The sequence below is a fragment of the Comamonas sp. FG99 genome, from assembly GCF_057808605.1.
Genome location: NZ_JBMDII010000041.1, coordinates 17704 through 36350, shown reverse-complemented (window position 1 = coordinate 36350; position 18647 = coordinate 17704). Strand labels below are relative to the sequence as shown.

General features: G+C 69.3%; 18 protein-coding genes. 7 read left to right on the top strand and 11 right to left on the bottom strand.

The window, feature by feature from the left end; genetic code table 11:
* Positions 1 to 27: 27 nt before the first annotated feature.
* Complete coding sequence (rodA, locus tag ACODRX_RS21725; protein WP_488873622.1) at positions 28 to 1200, bottom strand: rod shape-determining protein RodA; 1173 nt, start codon at positions 1198 to 1200, stop codon at positions 28 to 30.
* A gap of 37 nt (positions 1201 to 1237) precedes the next feature.
* Here rodA and ACODRX_RS21720 point away from each other — a divergent pair, with 37 nt between their 5' ends.
* The 6 genes from ACODRX_RS21720 (at position 1238) to ruvC (ending at position 7285) form a co-directional block, all read left to right on the top strand.
* Positions 1238 to 1828, top strand: coding sequence for a YqiA/YcfP family alpha/beta fold hydrolase (locus ACODRX_RS21720; protein WP_488873621.1), 591 nt, complete (start codon positions 1238 to 1240; stop codon positions 1826 to 1828).
* Between the two features lie 39 nt (positions 1829 to 1867).
* Positions 1868 to 3946, top strand: a complete 2079-nt coding sequence (locus tag ACODRX_RS21715; protein WP_488873620.1) for a ribonuclease catalytic domain-containing protein — start codon at positions 1868 to 1870, stop codon at positions 3944 to 3946.
* 8 nt (positions 3947 to 3954) lie between these two features.
* Positions 3955 to 4818 carry an energy transducer TonB gene (locus ACODRX_RS21710; protein WP_488873619.1) on the top strand — a complete coding sequence of 288 codons (864 nt, stop codon included), beginning with the start codon at positions 3955 to 3957 and terminating at the stop codon, positions 4816 to 4818.
* A 100-nt stretch (positions 4819 to 4918) separates the two neighbouring features.
* Entirely contained in the window at positions 4919 to 5767 is an 849-nt protein-coding gene (aroE, locus tag ACODRX_RS21705) for a shikimate dehydrogenase (protein WP_488873618.1), read from the top strand.
* Between the two features lie 3 nt (positions 5768 to 5770).
* The gene (locus tag ACODRX_RS21700) at positions 5771 to 6562 is read left to right on the top strand and encodes a transglycosylase domain-containing protein (protein WP_488873617.1); all 792 of its coding nucleotides are present in this window, start codon (positions 5771 to 5773) and stop codon (positions 6560 to 6562) included.
* A 174-nt stretch (positions 6563 to 6736) separates the two neighbouring features.
* Positions 6737 to 7285 carry a crossover junction endodeoxyribonuclease RuvC gene (gene ruvC / locus ACODRX_RS21695; protein WP_488873616.1) on the top strand — a complete coding sequence of 183 codons (549 nt, stop codon included), beginning with the start codon at positions 6737 to 6739 and terminating at the stop codon, positions 7283 to 7285.
* Positions 7286 to 7551: 266 nt separating this feature from the next.
* Here ruvC and ACODRX_RS21690 read toward each other — a convergent pair whose 3' ends face one another.
* Genes ACODRX_RS21690 through ACODRX_RS21680 form a run of 3 tightly spaced genes read right to left on the bottom strand, consistent with a single transcriptional unit; the run spans position 7552 to position 10891 of the window.
* Positions 7552 to 8550 carry a Bug family tripartite tricarboxylate transporter substrate binding protein gene (locus tag ACODRX_RS21690; RefSeq protein WP_488873615.1) on the bottom strand — a complete coding sequence of 333 codons (999 nt, stop codon included), beginning with the start codon at positions 8548 to 8550 and terminating at the stop codon, positions 7552 to 7554.
* Positions 8551 to 8573: 23 nt separating this feature from the next.
* Positions 8574 to 9668: an NAD(P)H-dependent flavin oxidoreductase gene (locus ACODRX_RS21685; protein ID WP_488873614.1), complete on the bottom strand. Its 1095-nt coding sequence runs from the start codon at positions 9666 to 9668 to the stop codon at positions 8574 to 8576.
* Positions 9665 to 10891 (bottom strand): acyl-CoA dehydrogenase family protein, encoded by a 1227-nt coding sequence (locus ACODRX_RS21680; RefSeq protein WP_488873613.1) that lies wholly within the window; start codon positions 10889 to 10891, stop codon positions 9665 to 9667. The genes ACODRX_RS21685 and ACODRX_RS21680 overlap by 4 nt, the downstream gene beginning before the upstream one ends.
* 155 nt (positions 10892 to 11046) lie before the next feature.
* Between ACODRX_RS21680 and ACODRX_RS21675 the strand changes: the two genes are divergently transcribed.
* Complete coding sequence (locus ACODRX_RS21675; RefSeq protein ID WP_488873612.1) at positions 11047 to 12045, top strand: LysR family transcriptional regulator; 999 nt, start codon at positions 11047 to 11049, stop codon at positions 12043 to 12045.
* A gap of 149 nt (positions 12046 to 12194) precedes the next feature.
* Here ACODRX_RS21675 and ACODRX_RS21670 read toward each other — a convergent pair whose 3' ends face one another.
* The 7 genes from ACODRX_RS21670 to ACODRX_RS21640 all read right to left on the bottom strand — a co-directional run bounded on the left by ACODRX_RS21670 (position 12195) and on the right by ACODRX_RS21640 (position 18645).
* The gene (locus tag ACODRX_RS21670; RefSeq protein ID WP_488873611.1) at positions 12195 to 12608 is read right to left on the bottom strand and encodes an RcnB family protein; all 414 of its coding nucleotides are present in this window, start codon (positions 12606 to 12608) and stop codon (positions 12195 to 12197) included.
* 274 nt (positions 12609 to 12882) lie between these two features.
* Complete coding sequence (locus ACODRX_RS21665) at positions 12883 to 13059, bottom strand: hypothetical protein (protein ID WP_488873610.1); 177 nt, start codon at positions 13057 to 13059, stop codon at positions 12883 to 12885.
* Positions 13060 to 13069: 10 nt separating this feature from the next.
* Complete coding sequence (gene lpxC / locus ACODRX_RS21660; RefSeq protein WP_488873609.1) at positions 13070 to 13993, bottom strand: UDP-3-O-acyl-N-acetylglucosamine deacetylase; 924 nt, start codon at positions 13991 to 13993, stop codon at positions 13070 to 13072.
* A gap of 168 nt (positions 13994 to 14161) precedes the next feature.
* A complete protein-coding gene (gene ftsZ / locus ACODRX_RS21655; RefSeq protein WP_488873608.1) occupies positions 14162 to 15409 on the bottom strand; it encodes a cell division protein FtsZ in 1248 nt (415 codons plus the stop codon).
* A gap of 175 nt (positions 15410 to 15584) precedes the next feature.
* Positions 15585 to 16814 (bottom strand): cell division protein FtsA, encoded by a 1230-nt coding sequence (gene ftsA / locus ACODRX_RS21650; protein WP_488873607.1) that lies wholly within the window; start codon positions 16812 to 16814, stop codon positions 15585 to 15587.
* A 52-nt stretch (positions 16815 to 16866) separates the two neighbouring features.
* On the bottom strand, positions 16867 to 17664 hold the full coding sequence (locus tag ACODRX_RS21645) for a cell division protein FtsQ/DivIB (RefSeq protein WP_488873606.1): 798 nt from the start codon (positions 17662 to 17664) through the stop codon (positions 16867 to 16869).
* A 6-nt stretch (positions 17665 to 17670) separates the two neighbouring features.
* The gene (locus ACODRX_RS21640) at positions 17671 to 18645 is read right to left on the bottom strand and encodes a D-alanine--D-alanine ligase (protein WP_488873605.1); all 975 of its coding nucleotides are present in this window, start codon (positions 18643 to 18645) and stop codon (positions 17671 to 17673) included.
* Positions 18646 to 18647: the final 2 nt, after the last annotated feature.

Genomic DNA, 18647 nt, shown 5'->3' with positions numbered 1-18647 from the left:
GTAAGGGCGAAACCCCGGCGCGCAAGCTCAGAGCAAGGGGCTGCGCTCGTCCACCAGCTGCCGCTGCGCCCGCGCCACCGACATCAGGATGCCCAGCGCCAGCCCCAGCGTGACCATGGCGGTGCCGCCGTAGCTCACGAACGGCAGCGGCACGCCCACCACTGGCAGGATGCCGCTGACCATGCCCATGTTCACGAAGGCATAGGTGAAGAAGATCATCGCCACCGCGCCGGCCATCAGCCGCCCGAACAGCGAGCTGGCGCGCATCGCGATCGCCAGGCCGCGCCACACCAGCAGTAGGAAGAAAAAGATCAGCAGCAGGTTGCCGGCGAGCCCGAACTCCTCGGAATAGGCCGCGAAGATGAAGTCGGTGGTGCGCTCGGGGATGAACTCCAGGTGCGTCTGCGTGCCCGCCATGAAGCCCTTGCCCAGGAAGCCCCCCGAGCCGATGGCGATCATGCCCTGGATGATGTGAAAGCCCTTGCCGAGCGGATCGCGCGTGGGATCGAGCAGGGTGCAGATGCGCTGGCGCTGGTATTCGTGCAGCACCTTCAGGTCCATGCCGTCCTCGCAGATGTGGTGGCCGTACAGCGCCACCAGCAAAATGCCGACCACGCCCAGCAGCACCGGCGGCAGCACCAGCTTCCAGGGCAGGCCCGCGAAATAGATCACCGACAGGCCGGCGGCCAGCACCAGCAGCGAGGTGCCCAGGTCGGGCTGCTTCATGATCAGGCCCACCGGCACCGCCAGCAGGCCCAGCGCCACCGCGAAATCCACGGGCCGCAGCGCGCCCTCGCGCCGCTGGAACCACCAGGCCAGCATCAGCGGCATCGCGATCTTGAGCAGCTCGCTGGGCTGGATCACGATGCCCAGGTTCACCCAGCGCTGCGCCCCCTTCTTGGTGATGCCGAACAGCGCCACCGCCACCAGCAGGGCCACGCCCAGCGTGTACAGCGGCACCGCCAGCAGCATCAGCCGCTGCGGCGGGATCTGCGACACCACCAGCATGATGCCGCAGGCCAGCAGCATGTTGCGGCCATGGTCGACGAAGCGCGTGCCATGGTCGTAGCCCGACGAGTACATCGCGGTCAGCCCGATCGCCGCCAGCACCGCGATGATGAAGATCAGCGGCCAGTCGTAGCCGCGCAGCATCGGCAGCACGCGCTGCAGCACACTGGGTTTGTCGAGAACATCCTGCATGGGCGCCATTATCGCCGCGCGCCCTATGATGGCGGGCATGCCCACCACCCACCTGCTGTACCTGCACGGCTTTCGCTCCTCGCCCCGCTCCGCCAAGGCGCGGCAGATGCATGCCTATGTGCAGGCCCATGTGCCCGGGCTCGCCTGGTGCTGCCCGCAGCTGCCGCCATCGCCGCGCGCGGCGATGGCGCTGGTGGCGCGGCTGACGGCCGGCTGGCCGCTGGCCGAGCCCGGCCGGCTGGCGGTGGTCGGCTCGTCGCTCGGCGGCTTCTATGCCAGCTGGGCCGCGCAGCGGCTGGGCTGCAAGAGCGTGCTGATCAATCCCGCGGTGAACCCGGCGCGCGACCTGGAGAAGTACATCGGCGAGCTCAGCGCCTGGCACGACCCGGGGGAGCGTTTTTTCTTCCGCCCCGAATTCATCGCCGAGCTGCAGGCCCTGGACGTGCGCCAGCTGCCGCCCGCGGGCCCCGAATTGCTGCTGGCGGCCCAGGGCGACGAGGTGCTGGACTGGCGCGAGATGGTGGCGCGCTACCCCCAGGCCAGGCTGCGGCTGCAGCCCGGCGGCGACCATGCGCTGTCCAATTTTGCCGACTACCTGCCGGAAATCGCGGTCTTCATGGAGTGGTAAAACCGGGCAGCCCCCCGCGCCATGGGAAAATAGCCGGCTATGTACGCATTGTTCGACGATGCCGGCAAATTCCTGGCCGGCCGCATTCTCTCCGAGGCGGATAGCTCCGCGCAGATCGAGCTGGACTCCGGCAAGCGGGTCAAGGCCAAGGCCGCCAATATCCTGCTCAAGTTCGACAAGCCCGCGCCCGCCGAGCTGATGGCCCAGGCGCAGGCCCTGGCTGCCGACATCGATCCGCAGCTGGCCTGGGAATTCGCGCCCGGCGAGGAGTTCGGCTTTGCCGACCTGGCGCGCGACTATTTCTCCGCCAGCGCCGGCACCGTCGAGCAGGCGGCGGCGCTGTTCGCGCTGTTCGAGGCGCCGCACTACTTCCGCCGCGCCGGCAAGGGCCGCTTCAAGAAGGCGCCGGCCGAGATCGTGCAGCAGGCGCTGGCCGCGATCGAGAAGAAAAAGCAGGTCCAGGCGCAGATCGATGCCTGGGCCGCCGAGCTGGTGGCGGGCCGCTGCCCCGAGCCGGTGCAGCAGCAGCTGTACAAGATCCTGTTTCGGCCCGACAAGAACGCCGCCGAATACAAGGCGGTGGTCGAAGCCAGCCGCAGCGCGCACCAGGCGCCGCTGCAGCTGCTGCAGGAGGCCGGCGCGATCCGCTCCTCGTACCAGTTCCACTGGCAGCGCTTCCTGTTCGACAACTTTCCCAAGGGCACCGGCTTTGCGCCGCTGGCGGCGCCGCAGCCGCCGGCCGAGCTGCCGCTGGCCGAGGTGCAGGCCTATTCGATCGACGACTCGGCCACCACCGAGATCGACGATGCGCTGTCGGTGCAGGGCCTGGGCAGCGGCCAGGTGACGGTGGGCGTGCACATCGCCGCGCCGGGCCTGGCGATCACGCCCGGCTCGGCGCTGGACCAGGTGGGCCGCAGCCGCTATTCCACCGTCTACATGCCCGGCTACAAGATCACCATGCTGCCCGACGAGGTGGTGCAGATCTACACGCTGGACGAGGGCCGCGCCAACCCGGCGGTGTCGCTGTACGTGACCTACGACGAGGCCACGCTGGCGGTCATCTCCAAGGTGACCCGGCTCGAGCGCGTGCCAGTGGCGGTCAATTTCCGCTACGACAAGCTCGACCACATCGCCACCGAGGAATGGCTCAGCGATGCCTCGGTCTCGGTCGAGGGCACGCCCCAGCCGCTGCTGGACAAGCGCAGCGAGCTCAGCTTTCTGTACCGCCTGTCCAGGCACCTCAAGGCCCAGCGCGAGGTGGTGCGCGGCAAACCCGAGAACTTCAACCGGCCGGACTACAACTTCCGCCTCGTCGGCAACGATGGCGAGGTGCCCGACGGCAGCGAGACGGTGCAGATCAGCGTGCGCAAGCGCGGCGCGCCGCTGGACCTGATCGTGGCCGAGGCCGCGATCGTGGCCAACAGCAGCTGGGGCGAATGGCTGGCCGAGCTGGGCGTGCCCGGCATCTACCGCAGCCAGGCCAGCCTGGCGCCGGGCGTCAAGGTGCGCATGTCCACCAAGGCGCTGCCGCATGCGGGCATCGGCGTCAAGAGCTATGTCTGGGCCACCTCGCCGCTGCGCCGCTACACCGACCTGGTGAACCAGTGGCAGATCATCGCCTGCGCGCGCCATGGCGCCACCGCCGCGCTGGCCGCGCCATTCAAGCCCAAGGATGCGGAGCTGTTCTCCATCATCAGCGGCTTCGACGCCGCCTACGGCGCCTACAACGGCTACCAGGCCGGCATGGAGCGCTACTGGACGCTGAAGTACCTGGAGCAGAACCAGCTCACCGAGCTGACCGCCAGCGTCATCAAGGAGGGCGCGAACGGCAGCTTCATGGTGCGCGCGGACACGCTGCCGCTGGTGTTTCCAGTGCTGGGCGCGCAGAACCTGCCGCGCGGCGCGCAGGTGCGGGTCAAGCTCGGCGAGATCGACGAGATCACGCTCGACGTGAGCGGCACGGTGATCGAGCGGCTGGACGATGCCGCCGCGCCCGCCGGCGCGGATGCCGTGCAGCAGGGCGACGAGGACGACGACGAGGACGCCGCCGGCCCCATCGCGATCGCGGTGGACGTGGGCGACAGCGAGGGCGGCCCCGCGGCGGCAGGCAGCCAGTAGCAGGCACCGTGACCGGGCTGGCCAGGCTGCGCAGACCCAGCACGCTCCAGGCGGCGCTGCTGTTTTCGCTGGCCGTGCATGCCGCGCTGCTCGGCCTGCGCTTCACCCGGCCCGATGCCTTGCAGCGCCTGTTCGAGGACACGCCGCTCGAAGTCATCCTGGTCAACGCCAGCTCCGCCGAGGCGCCCGAGCGGCCCCAGGCGCTGGCGCAGGCCCGGCTCGCGGGCGGCGGCGAATCGGCCCAGGCCGGCGAGCGCGCCAGCAGCCCGCTGCCCACCTCGGCCCTGAGCCGGATGGGCGACGACTTCGAGGAGCGCCAGCGCCGCATCGACGCCATGCAGGCGCAGCAGATGCAGCTGCTGGCCAGCCTGCGCCGCCAGCTCGCCAGCTACCCGCTGCCGGGCGACAGCCAGGCCGGCGCCACCGGCACCGAGCAGCAGGAAAGGCGCCAGCAGCTGCTGCAGCTGCTGGCCGAGATCGAAAAGCGCATCCACGAGGAAAACGCCCGGCCCAAGAAGCGCTACATCAGCCCCGCCACCCGCGAGGCGGTCTATGCGCTGTACTACGATGCGCTGCGCCGCAAGGTGGAGGCCCGCGGCACCGAGAATTTTCCCGAGGCCGGCGGCCAAAAGCTCTATGGCGAGCTGGTCATGGCCATCACGGTGAACCACGACGGCCGCGTGCTCGGCACCGAGGTCTACCAGAGCTCGGGCAACCGCCAGCTCGACCGGCGCGCCGAGGCCATCGCCGCCAGCGCCGGGCCTTTTGGCCACTTCGGCGCGCAGCTGCGCGCCCGGGCCGACCAGATCGCGGTAGTCTCCAGGTTCCGCTTCACCCGCGAGCAGGTACTGGAAACCGCCAGCCTTGAATAAAACCATAGCTATTGGCACTTATGCATAAACGTTTTCAAATATAAAACACATTAAAACATAGACAATACAAGCGCTAACAGCTCCTATTTTTGAGAACACCATGCCAGCCATCGACCGCTACTGCGTGATGGGCAACCCGATTGCCCACAGCCGCTCGCCCCGCATCCACAGCCTGTTCGCCGCGCTCAGCGGCCAGGCCCTGAGCTACGAGCGGCAGCTCGTGCCGCTCGACGGCTTTGCCGGCGCGGTGCGCGCCTTCGCGGCCGGCGGCGGCAAGGGCCTGAACGTGACCGTGCCCTTCAAGCTCGAAGCCGCGGCCATCGCCAGCAGCCACAGCGAGCGCGTGCGCCGCGCCGGCGCGGCCAACACCCTGGTGCTGCAAGAGGGCGGCGGCATCCATGCCGACAACACCGACGGCCTGGGCCTGGTGGCCGACATCGTGGGCAACGCCGGCGTGCCCATCGCCGGGCGGCGCGTGCTGCTGCTGGGCGCGGGCGGCGCCGCCGCCGGCGCGCTGGCGCCGCTGCTCGAACAGGCGCCCGAGCAGCTGGTGGTCTGCAACCGCACCGCCAGCAAGGCCGAGGCCCTGGCCGCGCAGCACGCCGACCTGGCGGCGCGGCACCGCAGCGCCTTGCAGGCGCAGGGGCTGCAAGCGCTGCAAGGCAGTTTCGACCTCGTCATCAACGCCACCGCCAGCAGCCTGGCGGGCGCGCAGATCCCCATCGCCGCCAGCGTGCTGCGCCCCGGCTGCCTGGTCTACGACATGATGTACGGCCCCGCGGCCCAGCCCTTCCTGGCCTGGGCCGCGCAGCAGGGCGCGCAGGCCCGCGACGGCCTGGGCATGCTGGTGGAGCAGGCGGCCGAATCCTTCGCGCTGTGGCGCGGCCTGCGGCCGCCGTCGCAGCCGGTGCTGGCCCAGCTGCGGCTGGACCTGGAACCCGGGGCCTGAGCCATGAAGGCGCTGCTGCGGTGGCTGGGCTGGCTGGTGCTGCTGGCGCTGGGCCTGGAGCTGTTCTTCATCGGCCGCATCGCGCTGCTGGCGCAGGTCGACCCGGCCTCCACCGCCTTCGAGCGCTCCGAGGCCTGGCGCCAGATCCGCGACGACGGCCGCCTGCGCTGGCGCCAGCAATGGGCGGACTACGAGCGCATCGCCGACTCGCTCAAGCGCGCGGTCATCGCCTCGGAGGACGACAGCTTCGCCACCCACGACGGCGTGATGTGGGAGGCGATCCAGAAGGCCCGCGCGCGCAACGAAAAGGCCCTGGCGCGCGCGGAGCAGCTGCAGGAGCAGGCCATCGCCCGGGCCGAGGCGCTGGCCAAAAAGCGCGGCGAGGAGTTCGATCCGGCCGCGGTGCCGATCAAGCCGGTCAAGCTCATGGGTGGCTCCACCATCACCCAGCAGCTGGCCAAGAACCTGCTGCTGTCCTCCGAGCGGCACATGCTGCGCAAGGGGCAGGAGCTGGTGCTGACCTATGCGCTGGAGCTGCTGCTCGACAAGCAGCGCATCCTGGAGCTGTACCTGAACCATGCCGAATGGGGCGACGGCATCTTCGGCGCCGAGGCGGCCGCGCAGCACTACTTCCACAAGAGCGCCGCGCAGCTCGCGCCCGCCGAGGCCGCGCGCCTGGCGGTGATGCTGCCCCGCCCCAAGGAGGCCGAGAAGAACCCCCAGTCGGCCTACATGAACCGCCGCACCAGCACCATCCTGGCCCGCATGCGGTATGCAGAACTGCCCACCCCCTGAGTCGCTGCGCGCCTTCCCCCTCTCTCGCTACGCGGGAGGGGGACGACACCCTCGCTGCGGGGCGGCCCTTGCTTGGTGTCCACCGATGGGTCGTGTCAGTTTCCTACGCTGCGCCATAGAAGATGGGATCGTTGGACTGGGTGAAAATACCGCATCCAACGCTCCATACTCCAAATGAGAATCCTCGGCATCGACCCCGGCCTGCAGACCACCGGCTTTGGCGTCATCGACGCGCACGGCCAGCGCCTGTCCTATGTGGCCAGCGGCACCATCCGCACCACCAGGCTGGAGCTGGGCGACCTGCCGGGCCGGCTCAAGATCCTGTTCGACGGCATCAACGAGGTCTGCGCCCGCTACCAGCCCGATGCCGCCTCGGTCGAGATCGTCTTCGTCAACGTCAACCCGCAGTCCACGCTGCTGCTGGGCCAGGCGCGCGGCTCGGCGCTCACCGCGCTGGTCGCCAACGACCTGAAGGTGGCCGAGTACACCGCGCTGCAGATGAAAAAGGCCGTGGTCGGCCATGGCCGCGCCGCCAAGTCGCAGGTGCAGGAGATGGTGCGGCGCCTGCTGCAGCTGCCCGGCCTGCCCGGCACCGACGCGGCCGACGCGCTGGGCATGGCCATCACCCACGCCCATGCCGGCATGGCGATGGCGCGCATGGCCGAGGTCAGCCCGCTGCAGCGCCGCCAGCACGCCATGTACAAGGCCGGGCGCAGCTACTAGGGTGTGTCATCAATTGCTTACCCGCGCGCTGGCGCGGCCATGCGGATGGATGCGCGAAGCGTGGCGCAGCCCATAGTCATCTATGGGCAAGCCGCGCGACAAAGCAGACGCCGCACGGCCGCCCAGCCCGAAGGGAAAGCCCTGCGGGCGGCGCATTGCGGCGTTGCCCCTCGCTCATGTAGCAGGGCTACACCGCGCTCAGGGCGCCTTGCACTGCACCGCCCGCAGAGCTTTCGCGCAGGCAAGCAATTGATGACACACCCTAGCTACTGCAGGCGGATGCCGCGCTTGCGGATCAGCGCCCCCCAGCGCCGGGTCTCCGCGGCAATCAGCGCGCTGAAGCCCGGGCCGTCGAGCGCGAGCAGCTCGGTGTCCAGCGCCGCCAGCCGGGCCCGCACTTCGGCCGAGGCCATGGCGCGCTGGAACTGCCCGCCCAGCCAGGCAAGCACCGGCGCCGGCGTCTTCGCCAGCGCGGCCACGCCGTACCAGGACTGGACCAGGGTATCGCTGAAGCCGGCCTCGGCAACGGTAGGCACATCGGGCAGCGAACGGGTGCGCGTGGCGGCATTGACCGCCAGCGGCCGCACCTTGCCCGCGCGAATCAGCGGCAGCACCAGGTTCTGCGACACCAGCGCGAACTGCAGCAGCCCGGAGCCCAGGTCCAGCAGCGCCGGCGGCTGGCCCTTGTAGCTCACATTGCTCAGCTTGATGCCGGTGCGCTCGAAGAAAAGCTCCTGCGCCAGGTGGATGGAGCTGCCGGTGCCGGGGTTGGCGGCGTTGAGCGCGCCCGGCCGGGCGGCCGCCAGCGTGACGAACTCCTGCAGCGTCTGCGCCGGCACCGCGCTGTGCACCACGAACACCGTGGGCGCCGCGGCAATGCCGCAGATGCCGACGAAGTCCTGGCTGCGCGTTCTCGCGTCCGCGAACAGATGCTCGCCGGTCGCCAGCAGCGGCGTGGCGCTCAGCAGCGTGTAGCCGTCGGCCGGCGCCCTGGCCACGTTGTCCAGGCCGATGCGCCCGTCGGCGCCGGGGCGGTTGTCGACCACGATGCGCTGCGGCAGCGCCTCGGACAGCGGGTCGCACACCGCGCGCAGCACCACGTCGACAACGCCGCCCGCCGGATAGGGCACGACCAGGCGCAACGGCCGCTCGGGAAAGCCGTCCGGCCCTGGCGGCGCGCCGGCGCCGGCCGGCAGCGGCAACAGGCCGAGGCCGGCCGATGCGCTGGCGAGCAGCGCGTGGAGGTTGAATGCTCGACGGTCCATGCTTGTCTCCTGCTGATTCTTTGCTAGTCGATATAGCCCGCCATGGCTTGCAGCGCCTGGCGCGTCTCGCCCACCAGGCGCTGCATCACGGCCTGCACCGGCTCGATCTGGCGCAGCCAGTGCACGCTCTGGCCAGCGGCCTCGTACATCAGCGGCGCGATCCGGTGCTCTTCCACCGCCGCCAGCAGCTCGCCGGTGAGGGCCTGCTGGTACGGCATGGCCAGCGGCTCGGGCGCATCCGGCTGGGCCCAGGCGTCGCTGAATGCGCTGCGCACCACACGGCAGGGCTTGCCGCTGTGGGCCCGGGTGATCACCGTGTCCTCGCTGCCGGCGGCGATCAGCTTGTCGGCCAGCGCCGCCGGCAGCTCGTGCTCGCGCGTGCCCAGCCACAGCGTACCCAGCCAGGCGCCCTGCGCGCCCAGCGCCAGCGAGGCCGCCACCTGCGCGCCAGTGCCTATGCCGCCGGCCGCGATCACCGGCCGACCCTGGGCCGCGGCCACGATCTGCGGCACCAGCGTGAAGGTGCCGATCGGCCCGGTGTGGCCGCCCGCATCGTAGCCCTGGGCCACCAGGATGTCGGCGCCGGCCGCGATCGCCTTGTGCGCATGGCGCACGCTGCCGACCAGCGCGATGGTGTGCAGCCCGCGCGCCTTGATGCGGGCCAGCGCCGCCACCGGCGTGCCGACGCCAGCGGCGAAAACATCGATATCGCTGGCCGCCACGGCGTCCACCTGCTCCTCGAACAGGCTTTGCGAGCGCACGTACTGCGAGAAGAAATTGCCCTCGGTGGCCGGCGGCACCGCGTACTGCCTGAACAGGCCCTGCACGAAATCCCGGTGCGCCTGCGGCAGCGCCGCGGTGACGGCGGCGCGCTCGTCGTGCCCGGGCAGGCCGCTGGGCAGCAGCAGGTCCACGCCCACCGGGTGCTCGGGGCACAGCTCGCGCAGCTGGCGCAGCTTTTGCTGCAGCTCGTGCGGGCCGTCGCGCGCGGCGGCATAGACGCCGAGCCCGCCGGCGCGCGAGATCGCCGCGGCGACCTCGATGCGGTGGGCCAGGCCAAAGATCGGCAGGCGGATGCCCAGCCGGCGGCAGAGCTCGTTCGTCAGTGCAGCGCTCATGTCCACAGCTGCGGCTCCATGTCCAGGCAGGGGTGCTGCGGCAGCGCCGCGGCGCGCCGCAGCACGTGGCGGCCAATCAGGTTCTTGTGCACCTCGCTCGCCCCCTCGCCGATCTGGTTCATCTTGGCGTCGCGCAAAAAGCGCTCCAGCGGAAAGGCCTTGAGGTAGCCGTTGCCGCCCAGCAGCTGCAGGCAGTCGACCACCACGCGCATGCACAGGTCGGTGGCATGCATCTTGGCGATCGAGGCATGGATCGCCACATCGGCATCGCCCGTGTCGTAGCGCAGCGCGGTGCTGTAGACCAGGCAGCGCGCAGCCTCGATCTGGGCCGCCATCTCGGCCAGCATCCACTGCACGCCCTGGTGCCCGCCGATGGCCTGCCCGAAGACCTGGCGCTGGTTGGCGTACTGCGCGGCGATCTGCAGTGCGCCGGCGGCCCGGCCCAGCGCGATGGCCGCGTGGCCGATGCGGGCGCGCAGCAGCGTGTCCTGCGCCACCGCCATGCCCTCGCCCTCCTGGCCGAGCATATGGCCCGGCGGGATGCGCACCTGCTCGAAACCGAGCATGGCGATCGGCACGCCATACCAGCCGAGCTTGGGTATCTCCGCCGAGACCGTGATGCCCGGCGTATCGCGCGGCACGACGAAGCCGCTGAGCCCGCGGGCGCCTTCCGCTCCATCGGCCTGGCGCGCCACCACGACGAACATGTCGGCCACGTTGGCGCGGGTGATGAATTTCTTGCACCCGTTCAGCACCCAGCCGCCGTCCGGCGCCGCCGTGTACCGCGCCGCCAGGCGCGCCACGTCGCTGCCGGCGCCGGGCTCGGTGAGCGCGAAGGCGCACTGGCGCGCGCCGCTGGCCAGCTCGGGCAGCAGTGCGCGCTTCAGCTCTTCGCTGGCGCCGGCCACGATGGGGCGCGAGGACAGGTCGGTGCCCGTGATCAGCGAAGCGGCCGTCGAACACACGGACGCCACTTCCTCGATGATGCGCACACGCAGCAGCATCGATGCCTCGGTGCCGCCATGGGCCCGTGGAAAGGCGGTGGCGACGATACCCTCGCGGCACAGCAGGCGGAAGGTGTCCCAGGCGAAGACATCCTGCTGCGCCACGCGCTCGGCGTCCGGGCCGATGCGTTCGGCCACCAGGGCTTTCACGCGCCCGAGCAGCGCGGCTTCGTCGGACGGCAGGCGCACGAGCGGATGCCGGGGTTCTGGAATGGACATGGATTCTTTTCCTTTGCTTCAGGTGCCCGCCGCCGTGGGGGAAGCCGTTCCAGGCGTGCGGGTCTCCTGGACTTCACTGTAGAAAGCCGGCACCCGCGAGCCAACCGGAAATGTGAGAATCAGCTATCTCGTTTAGAGATAGAAGAAGGCCTGCCATGACCCATTCGCCCGAAGCCCTGGAACTGCTGACGCTGAAGTCGCTGCGCACGCTGGCCGCCGCCGCCCAGGGCGGCAGCCTGACGCGCGCCGCGGTGGAGCGGGGCCTGGCGCAGTCGGCCGTGAGCCGGCAGATCGCCGAGCTGGAGCGCGCGCTGGGCGGCGCGCTGTTTCACCGCACCGGGCGCGGCGTCAAGCCCACGGCCCTGGCCGAGCAGGTGCTGCCGCGGATCGAGGCGCTGCTGTCAGAGGCGGATGCGCTGCTGCACCTGGGCAAGGAGCTGACCGGCGTGCCCAGCGGCATGGTCACCCTGGGCCTGGTGCCCGGCGTGGCCGGCTTCATGGCCGCGGCGCTGTATGGCGAGGTGGCGAGCCGCTATCCGGAGATCCGGCTGCGGGTGGTCGAGGGCTACAGCGGCGACATGGAGGTGGCGCTGAGCCAGGGGCGCATCGACATGGCTATCCTCAACCGCTACCGCGCCCGGGGCAGCAACAGCTACCGCAAGCTCGCCGACGCGCAGGTGTGCGTGGTGGGCCGGCGCCGGCTGCTGCAGCAGGCGCTGGGGCAAGGGCGCGGCGCCCTGCCGCCCAGCATCGCGCTGCCCGCGCTGGAGCGGCTGCCGCTGGTGCTGCCGGTGCCGCCCAATGCCATCCGCAACCTGCTCGACGAGCAGACCCACCGGCTCGGCCTGCGCCTGCATGTGATCCTGGAGGGCAGCTCCTCGGTGATCCTCAAGAGCATGCTGGCGCAGCACGACTGCGCCACGCTGCTGCCGCGCCATGCGGTCGCCGCCGAGCTGGCCAGCGGCAGCCTGGCGGCCGTGCCGCTGGCGGAGCGGGTCTTCCGCCAGCATGTGGTGCTGGCCACCAGCAGCCAGCGGCCCTTCACGCTGGCCGGCAAGGCGGTGGCGGGCCTGGTCTCGCAGGTGGCCGGTGCGCAGATGGCGCTGCACGGCATGCCGGGCCAAGCGGCGGGCGCATCCCAGGCCGGGAAATAGGCGGACAACGGCAGAAAGAAGACAGAAAAAAACCTGTGCGTATCACGCACAGGTCTGGCCGGCCGAGCAAGTCTTCACACGTGGATCCAGCTATTCCGTTGAGTCAATAACTGGTATGAAGCACGGCCACCAACAAACGGTCTCGGGTCTCAGTTCGCGAACACGATGTTGGCGATCAGGCCGGTGCCGATCGCGATCAGCAGGTAGTCGCCGCCATACTGGATCCATTGGTAGCCGCGCGGCGGCGCATAGAGGCGGTGCATGCGCCAGTCGCCCACCACATAGCTGTAGCCGCGGTACGGCCGGGGCACATAGCCGCCACGCACCCAGTTGTGGCTCGGGCCGGCACCCGGATGGCGCATGGGCGGCGCCATGTGTGGCGCAGGCGGAGGCGGGCCACGGCGCCAGTCAGGCCGTTGATCACGCCGCTCGCGCTCCTGGCGATGGCCGGGCGGGCCATAGCCATCCGGCCCGCGGCCGGGATAGGGCTGGGCCTGCACCGAAGCAGCGCCCATCGCAAGCATCACGCCTGCAAGCACCGTCGAAAATTGCCAGCGTTTCATTGTTTTGCTCCTTTCCGGGTCCTGCAGCCCTGGCCATGCGGAGTGTCGGACAGAGGCTGCATGCCTCCATTAAACGCCCGATGGCCCGGCATGGTTTACCCCGGTGGGCTGCGCCCGGTTGCTCTGCTCACAATGTAAAGCATGCGGGCGCCTGGAAACGGATATCGCGGAGGGAAAATTTGTATCCCGGCGCCACGTCGCGTTTACGCCACTTTTGCCGGCGTTACCAAATGCAGAACGGCTTGCGCGGTGTTGCCAGCAAAGCCTGAGCGCATCAGACGATGCGGCCCACGAACAGCACGGCAAAGAAAGCCAGGGCCGCGATGATGGTCCACTTGAACAGCAGCAGCGCCCAGTTGCGGTAACGCACCTGGCCGGTGCCCAGGTAGAAGACGAAGCCGAGCGCCGACATCAGGATCAGCAGGGCGACCAGCCAGCGGAAGATCAGCATCGCGCCGGCGTCACCAGGCCAGCGAGGGCTGTGCGAAGCCCTGCGGCGCCTGGCGCTCGTGTTCGAAGGTCACCAGCTCCCACGCATCCTGCTGCTCCATCAGCGCGCGCAGCAGCAGGTTGTTCAGCCCGTGGCCGGAGCGAAAGGCGCTGTAGGCCGCGAGCAGCGGGTGGCCGACGATGTACAGGTCGCCCATCGCGTCGAGGATCTTGTGCTTGACGAACTCGTCGTCGTAGCGCAGGCCGTCGCTGTTGAGCACCTTGTAGTCATCCATCACGATGGCGTTGTCGAGCCCGCCGCCCAGCGCCAGGCCATTGGCGCGCAGCATCTCCACGTCCTTGGTGAAGCCGAAGGTGCGGGCGCGCGCAATGTCGCGCGTGTAGTTGCCCGAGCCCAGGTCGAACTCGTAGACCTGGCCGGTGGAGTCGACCGCCGGGTGCGAGAAATCGATCTCGAAGCGCAGCTTGAAGCCGTGGTAGGGATCGAGCCGCGCCCACTTGAGGTTGTCGCCCTCGCCCTGGCGCACTTCCACCGGCTTGAGCACCTTCAGGAAGCGCTTGGGCGCGTTCTGCAGCACGATGCCGGCGCTTTGCAGCAGGAACACGAACGAGGCGGAGGAGCCGTCGAGGATGGGGATCTCCTCCGCGGTGACGTCGATGTAGAGGTTGTCCAGCCCCAGGCCGGCACAGGCCGACATCACATGCTCCACCGTGTGGATGCGGGCATCGCCGCTGCCCAGCGTCGACGCCATGCGCGTATCGACCACCGCGCCGGCCGATACCGGCATGTCCACCGGCTCGGGCAGGTCGACGCGGCGAAAGACGATGCCCGTGTCCGGCTGCGCCGGGCGCAGCGTGAGCTCCACACGCTGGCCACTGTGCAGCCCGACGCCGACGGCGTGGGTCAATGTCTTGATCGTGCGTTGCTGAAGCATAGCTGTGTATTTTACCCGGGGAGGTTCCTGGAAGGGGCTGAAAATATCAATCATCGCCATAGATGAAACAACGCGCTGCACCTCTTCAGGTTAACAGCGCGTTGTCAACGCAGTGTTGCGGAATGTGGCCCTTGGGCAGAGCCGCATCCGCGCGGCTGCATCACGCCATCAGTCGGCCTGCTTGCGCAGGAAGGCGGGGATCTCCAGGTCGTCCATGCCGCCGGAGGACATCGCGTCCACGCGGGCGGCGGCGCTGTTGCGGCCGGTACGCCACACCTTGGGCACGCTCATGTTGGAGTAGTCGGGCGCCTGCACGCCGCCGCTGGCGACACTGGCCTGGCCGCCCAGGCCGCCGACCGTGTTGGTCACCGGCTGGGCCGCGAACGGCATGTCGTCGGTGCCGGTGCGCAGGCCCAGGCTGCCCTGGATCACCGAGATCGGCTGGCGCTTGGCCTGCTGGCGGGCCAGGCCGGTGGCCATCACGGTCACGCGGATCTCCTCGCCCAGCGAGTCGTCGTAGGCGGCGCCGTAGATGACGTGCGCGTCTTCCGAGGCATAGGCATTGATGGTGCCCATGGCCTGGCGCGACTCGGACAGCTTAAAGGTCTCGCGCGATGCGGTCACCAGCACCAGCACACCCTTGGCGCCCGACAGGTCGATGCCCTCCAGCAGCGGGCAGGCCATGGCCTGCTCGGCGGCGATGCGGGCGCGGTCGGGGCCGCTGGCGGTGGCGGTGCCCATCATGGCCTTGCCGGGCTCGCTCATCACGGTGCGCACGTCGGCAAAGTCGACGTTCACCTCGCCGTAGTCGTTGATGATCTCGGCGATGCCGCCCACCGCGTTCTTCAGCACGTCGTTGGCATGGGCGAAGGCCTGGTCCTGGGTGATGTCGTCGCCCAGCACGTCGAGCAGCTTCTCGTTGAGCACCACGATCAGCGAGTCCACGTTGGCCTCGAGCTCGGCCAGGCCGCCCTCGGCGTTGTTCATGCGGCGGCGGCCTTCCCATTCGAAGGGCTTGGTCACCACGCCGACGGTGAGGATGCCCATCTCCTTGGCCACGCGGGCGATCACCGGAGCGGCGCCGGTGCCGGTGCCGCCGCCCATGCCCGCGGTGATGAAGAGCATGTGCGAGCCGGCCAGCGAAGCGCGGATGTCCTCGATCGCGGACTCGGCGGCCTCGCGGCCGTTGTCGGGCTTGCTGCCCGCGCCCAGGCCGCTGTCGCCCAGCTGGATCACGCGGTGCGCATGGCTGCGCTGCAGGGCCTGCGCATCGGTGTTGGCGGAGATGAACTCCACGCCCTGCACCTTGCGCTCGATCATGTGCTCCACCGCATTGCCGCCGCCGCCGCCAACGCCGATCACCTTGATCAGGGTGCCTTGATTGAACTGGTTGTCTTCGTACATTTCGATGGTCATTTGCCTGCTCCTGTCGCTCTCGCTTGAATAGGGGTGAATGGATATGGGTGGATGTCTGCGAACCTTGTTGATGAACCTGGACATCGTGGCGGCCCCGTGGAACGCCACTGGTCACGGGTGCGGTGCGGTGGCGGGGGGCTGCTCTTGGCCAGCCAGAGAGGGTTGCTGTGCATGGTCAGAAGTTCCCCACGATGAAGTCTTTCAAACGCCCGAAGGCGGATTTCACAGATCCGCTCTTCTGGGCCACCTTGTAGCCGCGCATCCGTGCCACGCGGGCTTCCTCCAGCAGGCCCATCACCGTGGCGGCGCGCGGCTGCGCCACCATCTCGGCCAGGGTGCCGGAGTACTTGGGAATGCCACGGCGCACCGGCTTGAGGAAGATGTCTTCCCCCAGCTCGACCATGCCGGGCATCACTGCGCTGCCGCCGGTCAGCACGATGCCGGACGACAGAACCTCTTCGTATCCCGATTCGCGGATGACCTGCTGCACCAGCGAAAAGATCTCTTCCACGCGCGGCTCGATCACGCCGGCCAGCGCCTGCTTGGACAGCAGGCGCGGACCGCGGTCGCCCAGGCCCGGCACATCGACCTGGCTGTCCGGGTCGGCCAGCAGCTGCTTGGCGCAGCCGCTGTCGACCTTGATGTCCTCGGCGTCCTTGGTGGGGGTGCGCAGCGCCATCGCGATGTCGCTGGTGATCAGGTCGCCGGCGATCGGGATCACCGCGGTGTGGCGGATCGCGCCGCCGGTGAAGATGGACACATCGGTCGTGCCCGCGCCGATATCGACCACCGCCACGCCCAGCTCGCGCTCGTCGTCGGTGAGCACCGCCTGGCTCGACACCAGTGGGTTCAGCAGCAGCTGCTCGACCTCCAGGCCGCAGCGGCGCACGCACTTGATGATGTTCTCGGCCGCGCTCTGCGCGCCGGTGACGATATGGATCTTGGCCTCCAGGCGCAGGCCGCTCATGCCTATGGGCTCGCGCACGTCCTGCCCGTCGATCGCGAACTCCTGCGGCTCCACCAGCAGCAGGCGCTGGTCCGACGGGATGCTGATGGCCTTGGCGGTCTCCAGCACGCGGGCCACGTCGGCGGCCGAGACCTCCTTGTCCTTGACCGCCACCATGCCGCTCGAATTGATGCCGCGGATGTGGCTGCCGGTGATGCCGGTGTAGACCCGCTGGATCTTGCAGTCGGCCATCAGCTCGGCTTCCTTGAGCGCCTGCTGGATGCTCTGCACCGTGGCATCGATGTTCACCACCACGCCACGCTTGAGCCCGCTGCTCGGCGCCACGCCCAGGCCGGCGAGCTTGAGCTCGCCATTGCCCTGCACCTCGGCCACGACCGCCATGACCTTGGCCGTGCCGATGTCGAGGCCCACCACTACGTCTTTGTAATCTCGTGCCATCGTCAGTTGCCCTCGCTCTGTCGGTGAATGTGGTTCATGGTTGCGGTCTCTCTCATTTTTTTGCTGCTGGTTTGGCCGGTGGCGCGGTGCCGGTGGTCACGCCCTGCATACGCACCGCATAGCCGCTGGTGTGGCGCAGGTCGGCCGACTCCAGGGCCGCCACGCCGCGCCGGTAGCTGCTGGTGACCTGGGGCAGCGACTCCACGAACTTGGCCACGCGGGTGCGGATCTCCGCCTGCGTGCCCTGCCCCAGCTCGATCGTGGCGCCGCTTTGCAAGCTGGCGCGCCAGCTGCCGCTGTCGGATTCGCGCAGCGCCACCAGCGGGCTGTTCAGCGTGGCGAACACGGGCGACAGCAGGCGGTACATGGCCAGCACCTCGCTGGAGCGGCCCTCCGGCCCCTGCAGGTGCGGCAGCGGCTGCAGATCGGGGTCGCTCGAATCGCCCTCGAAGATCTGGCCGTCGCTGTTGAGCAGCCGCGCCTCGCCGGCGCTGCCCCAGATGGCGGCGGCGTCCTGCTCCTGCAGCACCACCGACAAGGTGTTCGGGAACTCGCGCTTCACCCGGGCCTCGCGCACCCACGGCGCCTGCTCGAAGGCATGCTTGGTGGCGGCCAGGTCGATGGTGAAGAAGTTGCCCTTGAGCATGGGCATCACATTGGCCTGCAGCGACACCGCGTTGTTGTGCTCCAGCTCGCCCTGCACGATGATGCGCGCGATGCCCAGCGCGGGAAGATTGGCGACCCAGCGCACACCAGCGGCCAGCACCAGGGCCGCGCAGCCGAGGAACAGCGCCGAAGCCAGCACGTTCATCAGCTTCACGTCCAGGGGCATAGGCATGGTCTGCTCCATGTCGTGCTACTCCTTCGCGGTGCCTTGCCAGGCGTCGAGGCTGGCCATGGACAGGATGCGCACGCACAGCGCCTCGTAGGACAGGCCGGTGGCGCGCGCGGCCATCGGCACCAGCGAATGCCCGGTCATGCCCGGCGAGGTGTTGATCTCCAGCAGGAAGGGCTTGTCGTCGCCGGCGCGCACCATCACGTCGGCGCGCGCCCAGCCGCGGCAGCCCAGCGTGCGGAACGCCGCCTCGGACAGCTCGCGGATCTGGCGCTCCAGCGCCTCGGGCAGGCCGCTCGGGCAGTGGTATTGGGTGGTGTCGGTGTAGTACTTGTTCTGGAAGTCGTAGTTGCCGTTCTCGGCCTCGATGCGGATGACCGGCAGCGCACCTGCGCCCTGGCCATGGCCCAGCACTGCGCAAGTGGTCTCGATGCCATCGATGAACTGCTCGCACAGCACCTCGGGGTCGTAGCGCGATGCGAGCAGGTAGGCCTGCTCGCATTCCTCGGCGCTGGCGACCTTGGTGAGGCCAATGGTCGAGCCCTCGCGCGCGGGCTTGACGATCATCGGCGCGCCCAGCGCGGCCAGCGCAGCGCGCGTCTGCTGCGCGCTTTGCGCCATGCGCCATTCGGGCGTGGCCAGGCCCTCGAAGCGCCAGATGCGCTTGGTCATGATCTTGTCCATCGCGATGCTCGACGCCATCACGCCCGGGCCGGTGTACGGAATGCCCAGCAGCTCCAGCGCGCCCTGCACCGTGCCGTCCTCGCCGTGGCGCCCGTGCAGCGCGATGAAGCAGCGCGCAAAGCCCTGCTGGCGCAGCTCGCCCAGCTCCTGCAGCGCCGGGTCGAACGCATGCGCATCCACGCCCTGCGAGCGCAGGGCCTGCAGCACGCCGTTGCCCGACATCAGCGACACCTCGCGCTCGGCCGAGCTGCCGCCCAGCAGCACCGCCACCTTGCCGAAGCTGCGCACATCGATATTTTTGTTTTGGTTCATTT

What these genes read in the sequence shown, in the direction of transcription:
- rodA (WP_488873622.1), bottom strand. Translation starts at nt 1,200, where the DNA reads ATGCAGGATGTTCTCGACAAACCCAGTGTGCTGCAGCGCGTGCTGCCG.
- ACODRX_RS21720 (WP_488873621.1), top strand. Translation starts at nt 1,238, where the DNA reads ATGCCCACCACCCACCTGCTGTACCTGCACGGCTTTCGCTCCTCGCCC.
- ACODRX_RS21715 (WP_488873620.1), top strand. Translation starts at nt 1,868, where the DNA reads ATGTACGCATTGTTCGACGATGCCGGCAAATTCCTGGCCGGCCGCATT.
- aroE (WP_488873618.1), top strand. Translation starts at nt 4,919, where the DNA reads ATGCCAGCCATCGACCGCTACTGCGTGATGGGCAACCCGATTGCCCAC.
- ACODRX_RS21700 (WP_488873617.1), top strand. Translation starts at nt 5,771, where the DNA reads ATGAAGGCGCTGCTGCGGTGGCTGGGCTGGCTGGTGCTGCTGGCGCTG.
- ruvC (WP_488873616.1), top strand. Translation starts at nt 6,737, where the DNA reads ATGAGAATCCTCGGCATCGACCCCGGCCTGCAGACCACCGGCTTTGGC.
- ACODRX_RS21690 (WP_488873615.1), bottom strand. Translation starts at nt 8,550, where the DNA reads ATGGACCGTCGAGCATTCAACCTCCACGCGCTGCTCGCCAGCGCATCG.
- ACODRX_RS21685 (WP_488873614.1), bottom strand. Translation starts at nt 9,668, where the DNA reads ATGAGCGCTGCACTGACGAACGAGCTCTGCCGCCGGCTGGGCATCCGC.
- ACODRX_RS21680 (WP_488873613.1), bottom strand. Translation starts at nt 10,891, where the DNA reads ATGTCCATTCCAGAACCCCGGCATCCGCTCGTGCGCCTGCCGTCCGAC.
- ACODRX_RS21675 (WP_488873612.1), top strand. Translation starts at nt 11,047, where the DNA reads ATGACCCATTCGCCCGAAGCCCTGGAACTGCTGACGCTGAAGTCGCTG.
- ACODRX_RS21670 (WP_488873611.1), bottom strand. Translation starts at nt 12,608, where the DNA reads ATGAAACGCTGGCAATTTTCGACGGTGCTTGCAGGCGTGATGCTTGCG.
- ACODRX_RS21665 (WP_488873610.1), bottom strand. Translation starts at nt 13,059, where the DNA reads ATGCTGATCTTCCGCTGGCTGGTCGCCCTGCTGATCCTGATGTCGGCG.
- lpxC (WP_488873609.1), bottom strand. Translation starts at nt 13,993, where the DNA reads ATGCTTCAGCAACGCACGATCAAGACATTGACCCACGCCGTCGGCGTC.
- ftsZ (WP_488873608.1), bottom strand. Translation starts at nt 15,409, where the DNA reads ATGACCATCGAAATGTACGAAGACAACCAGTTCAATCAAGGCACCCTG.
- ftsA (WP_488873607.1), bottom strand. Translation starts at nt 16,814, where the DNA reads ATGGCACGAGATTACAAAGACGTAGTGGTGGGCCTCGACATCGGCACG.
- ACODRX_RS21645 (WP_488873606.1), bottom strand. Translation starts at nt 17,664, where the DNA reads ATGGAGCAGACCATGCCTATGCCCCTGGACGTGAAGCTGATGAACGTG.
- ACODRX_RS21640 (WP_488873605.1), bottom strand. Translation starts at nt 18,645, where the DNA reads ATGAACCAAAACAAAAATATCGATGTGCGCAGCTTCGGCAAGGTGGCG.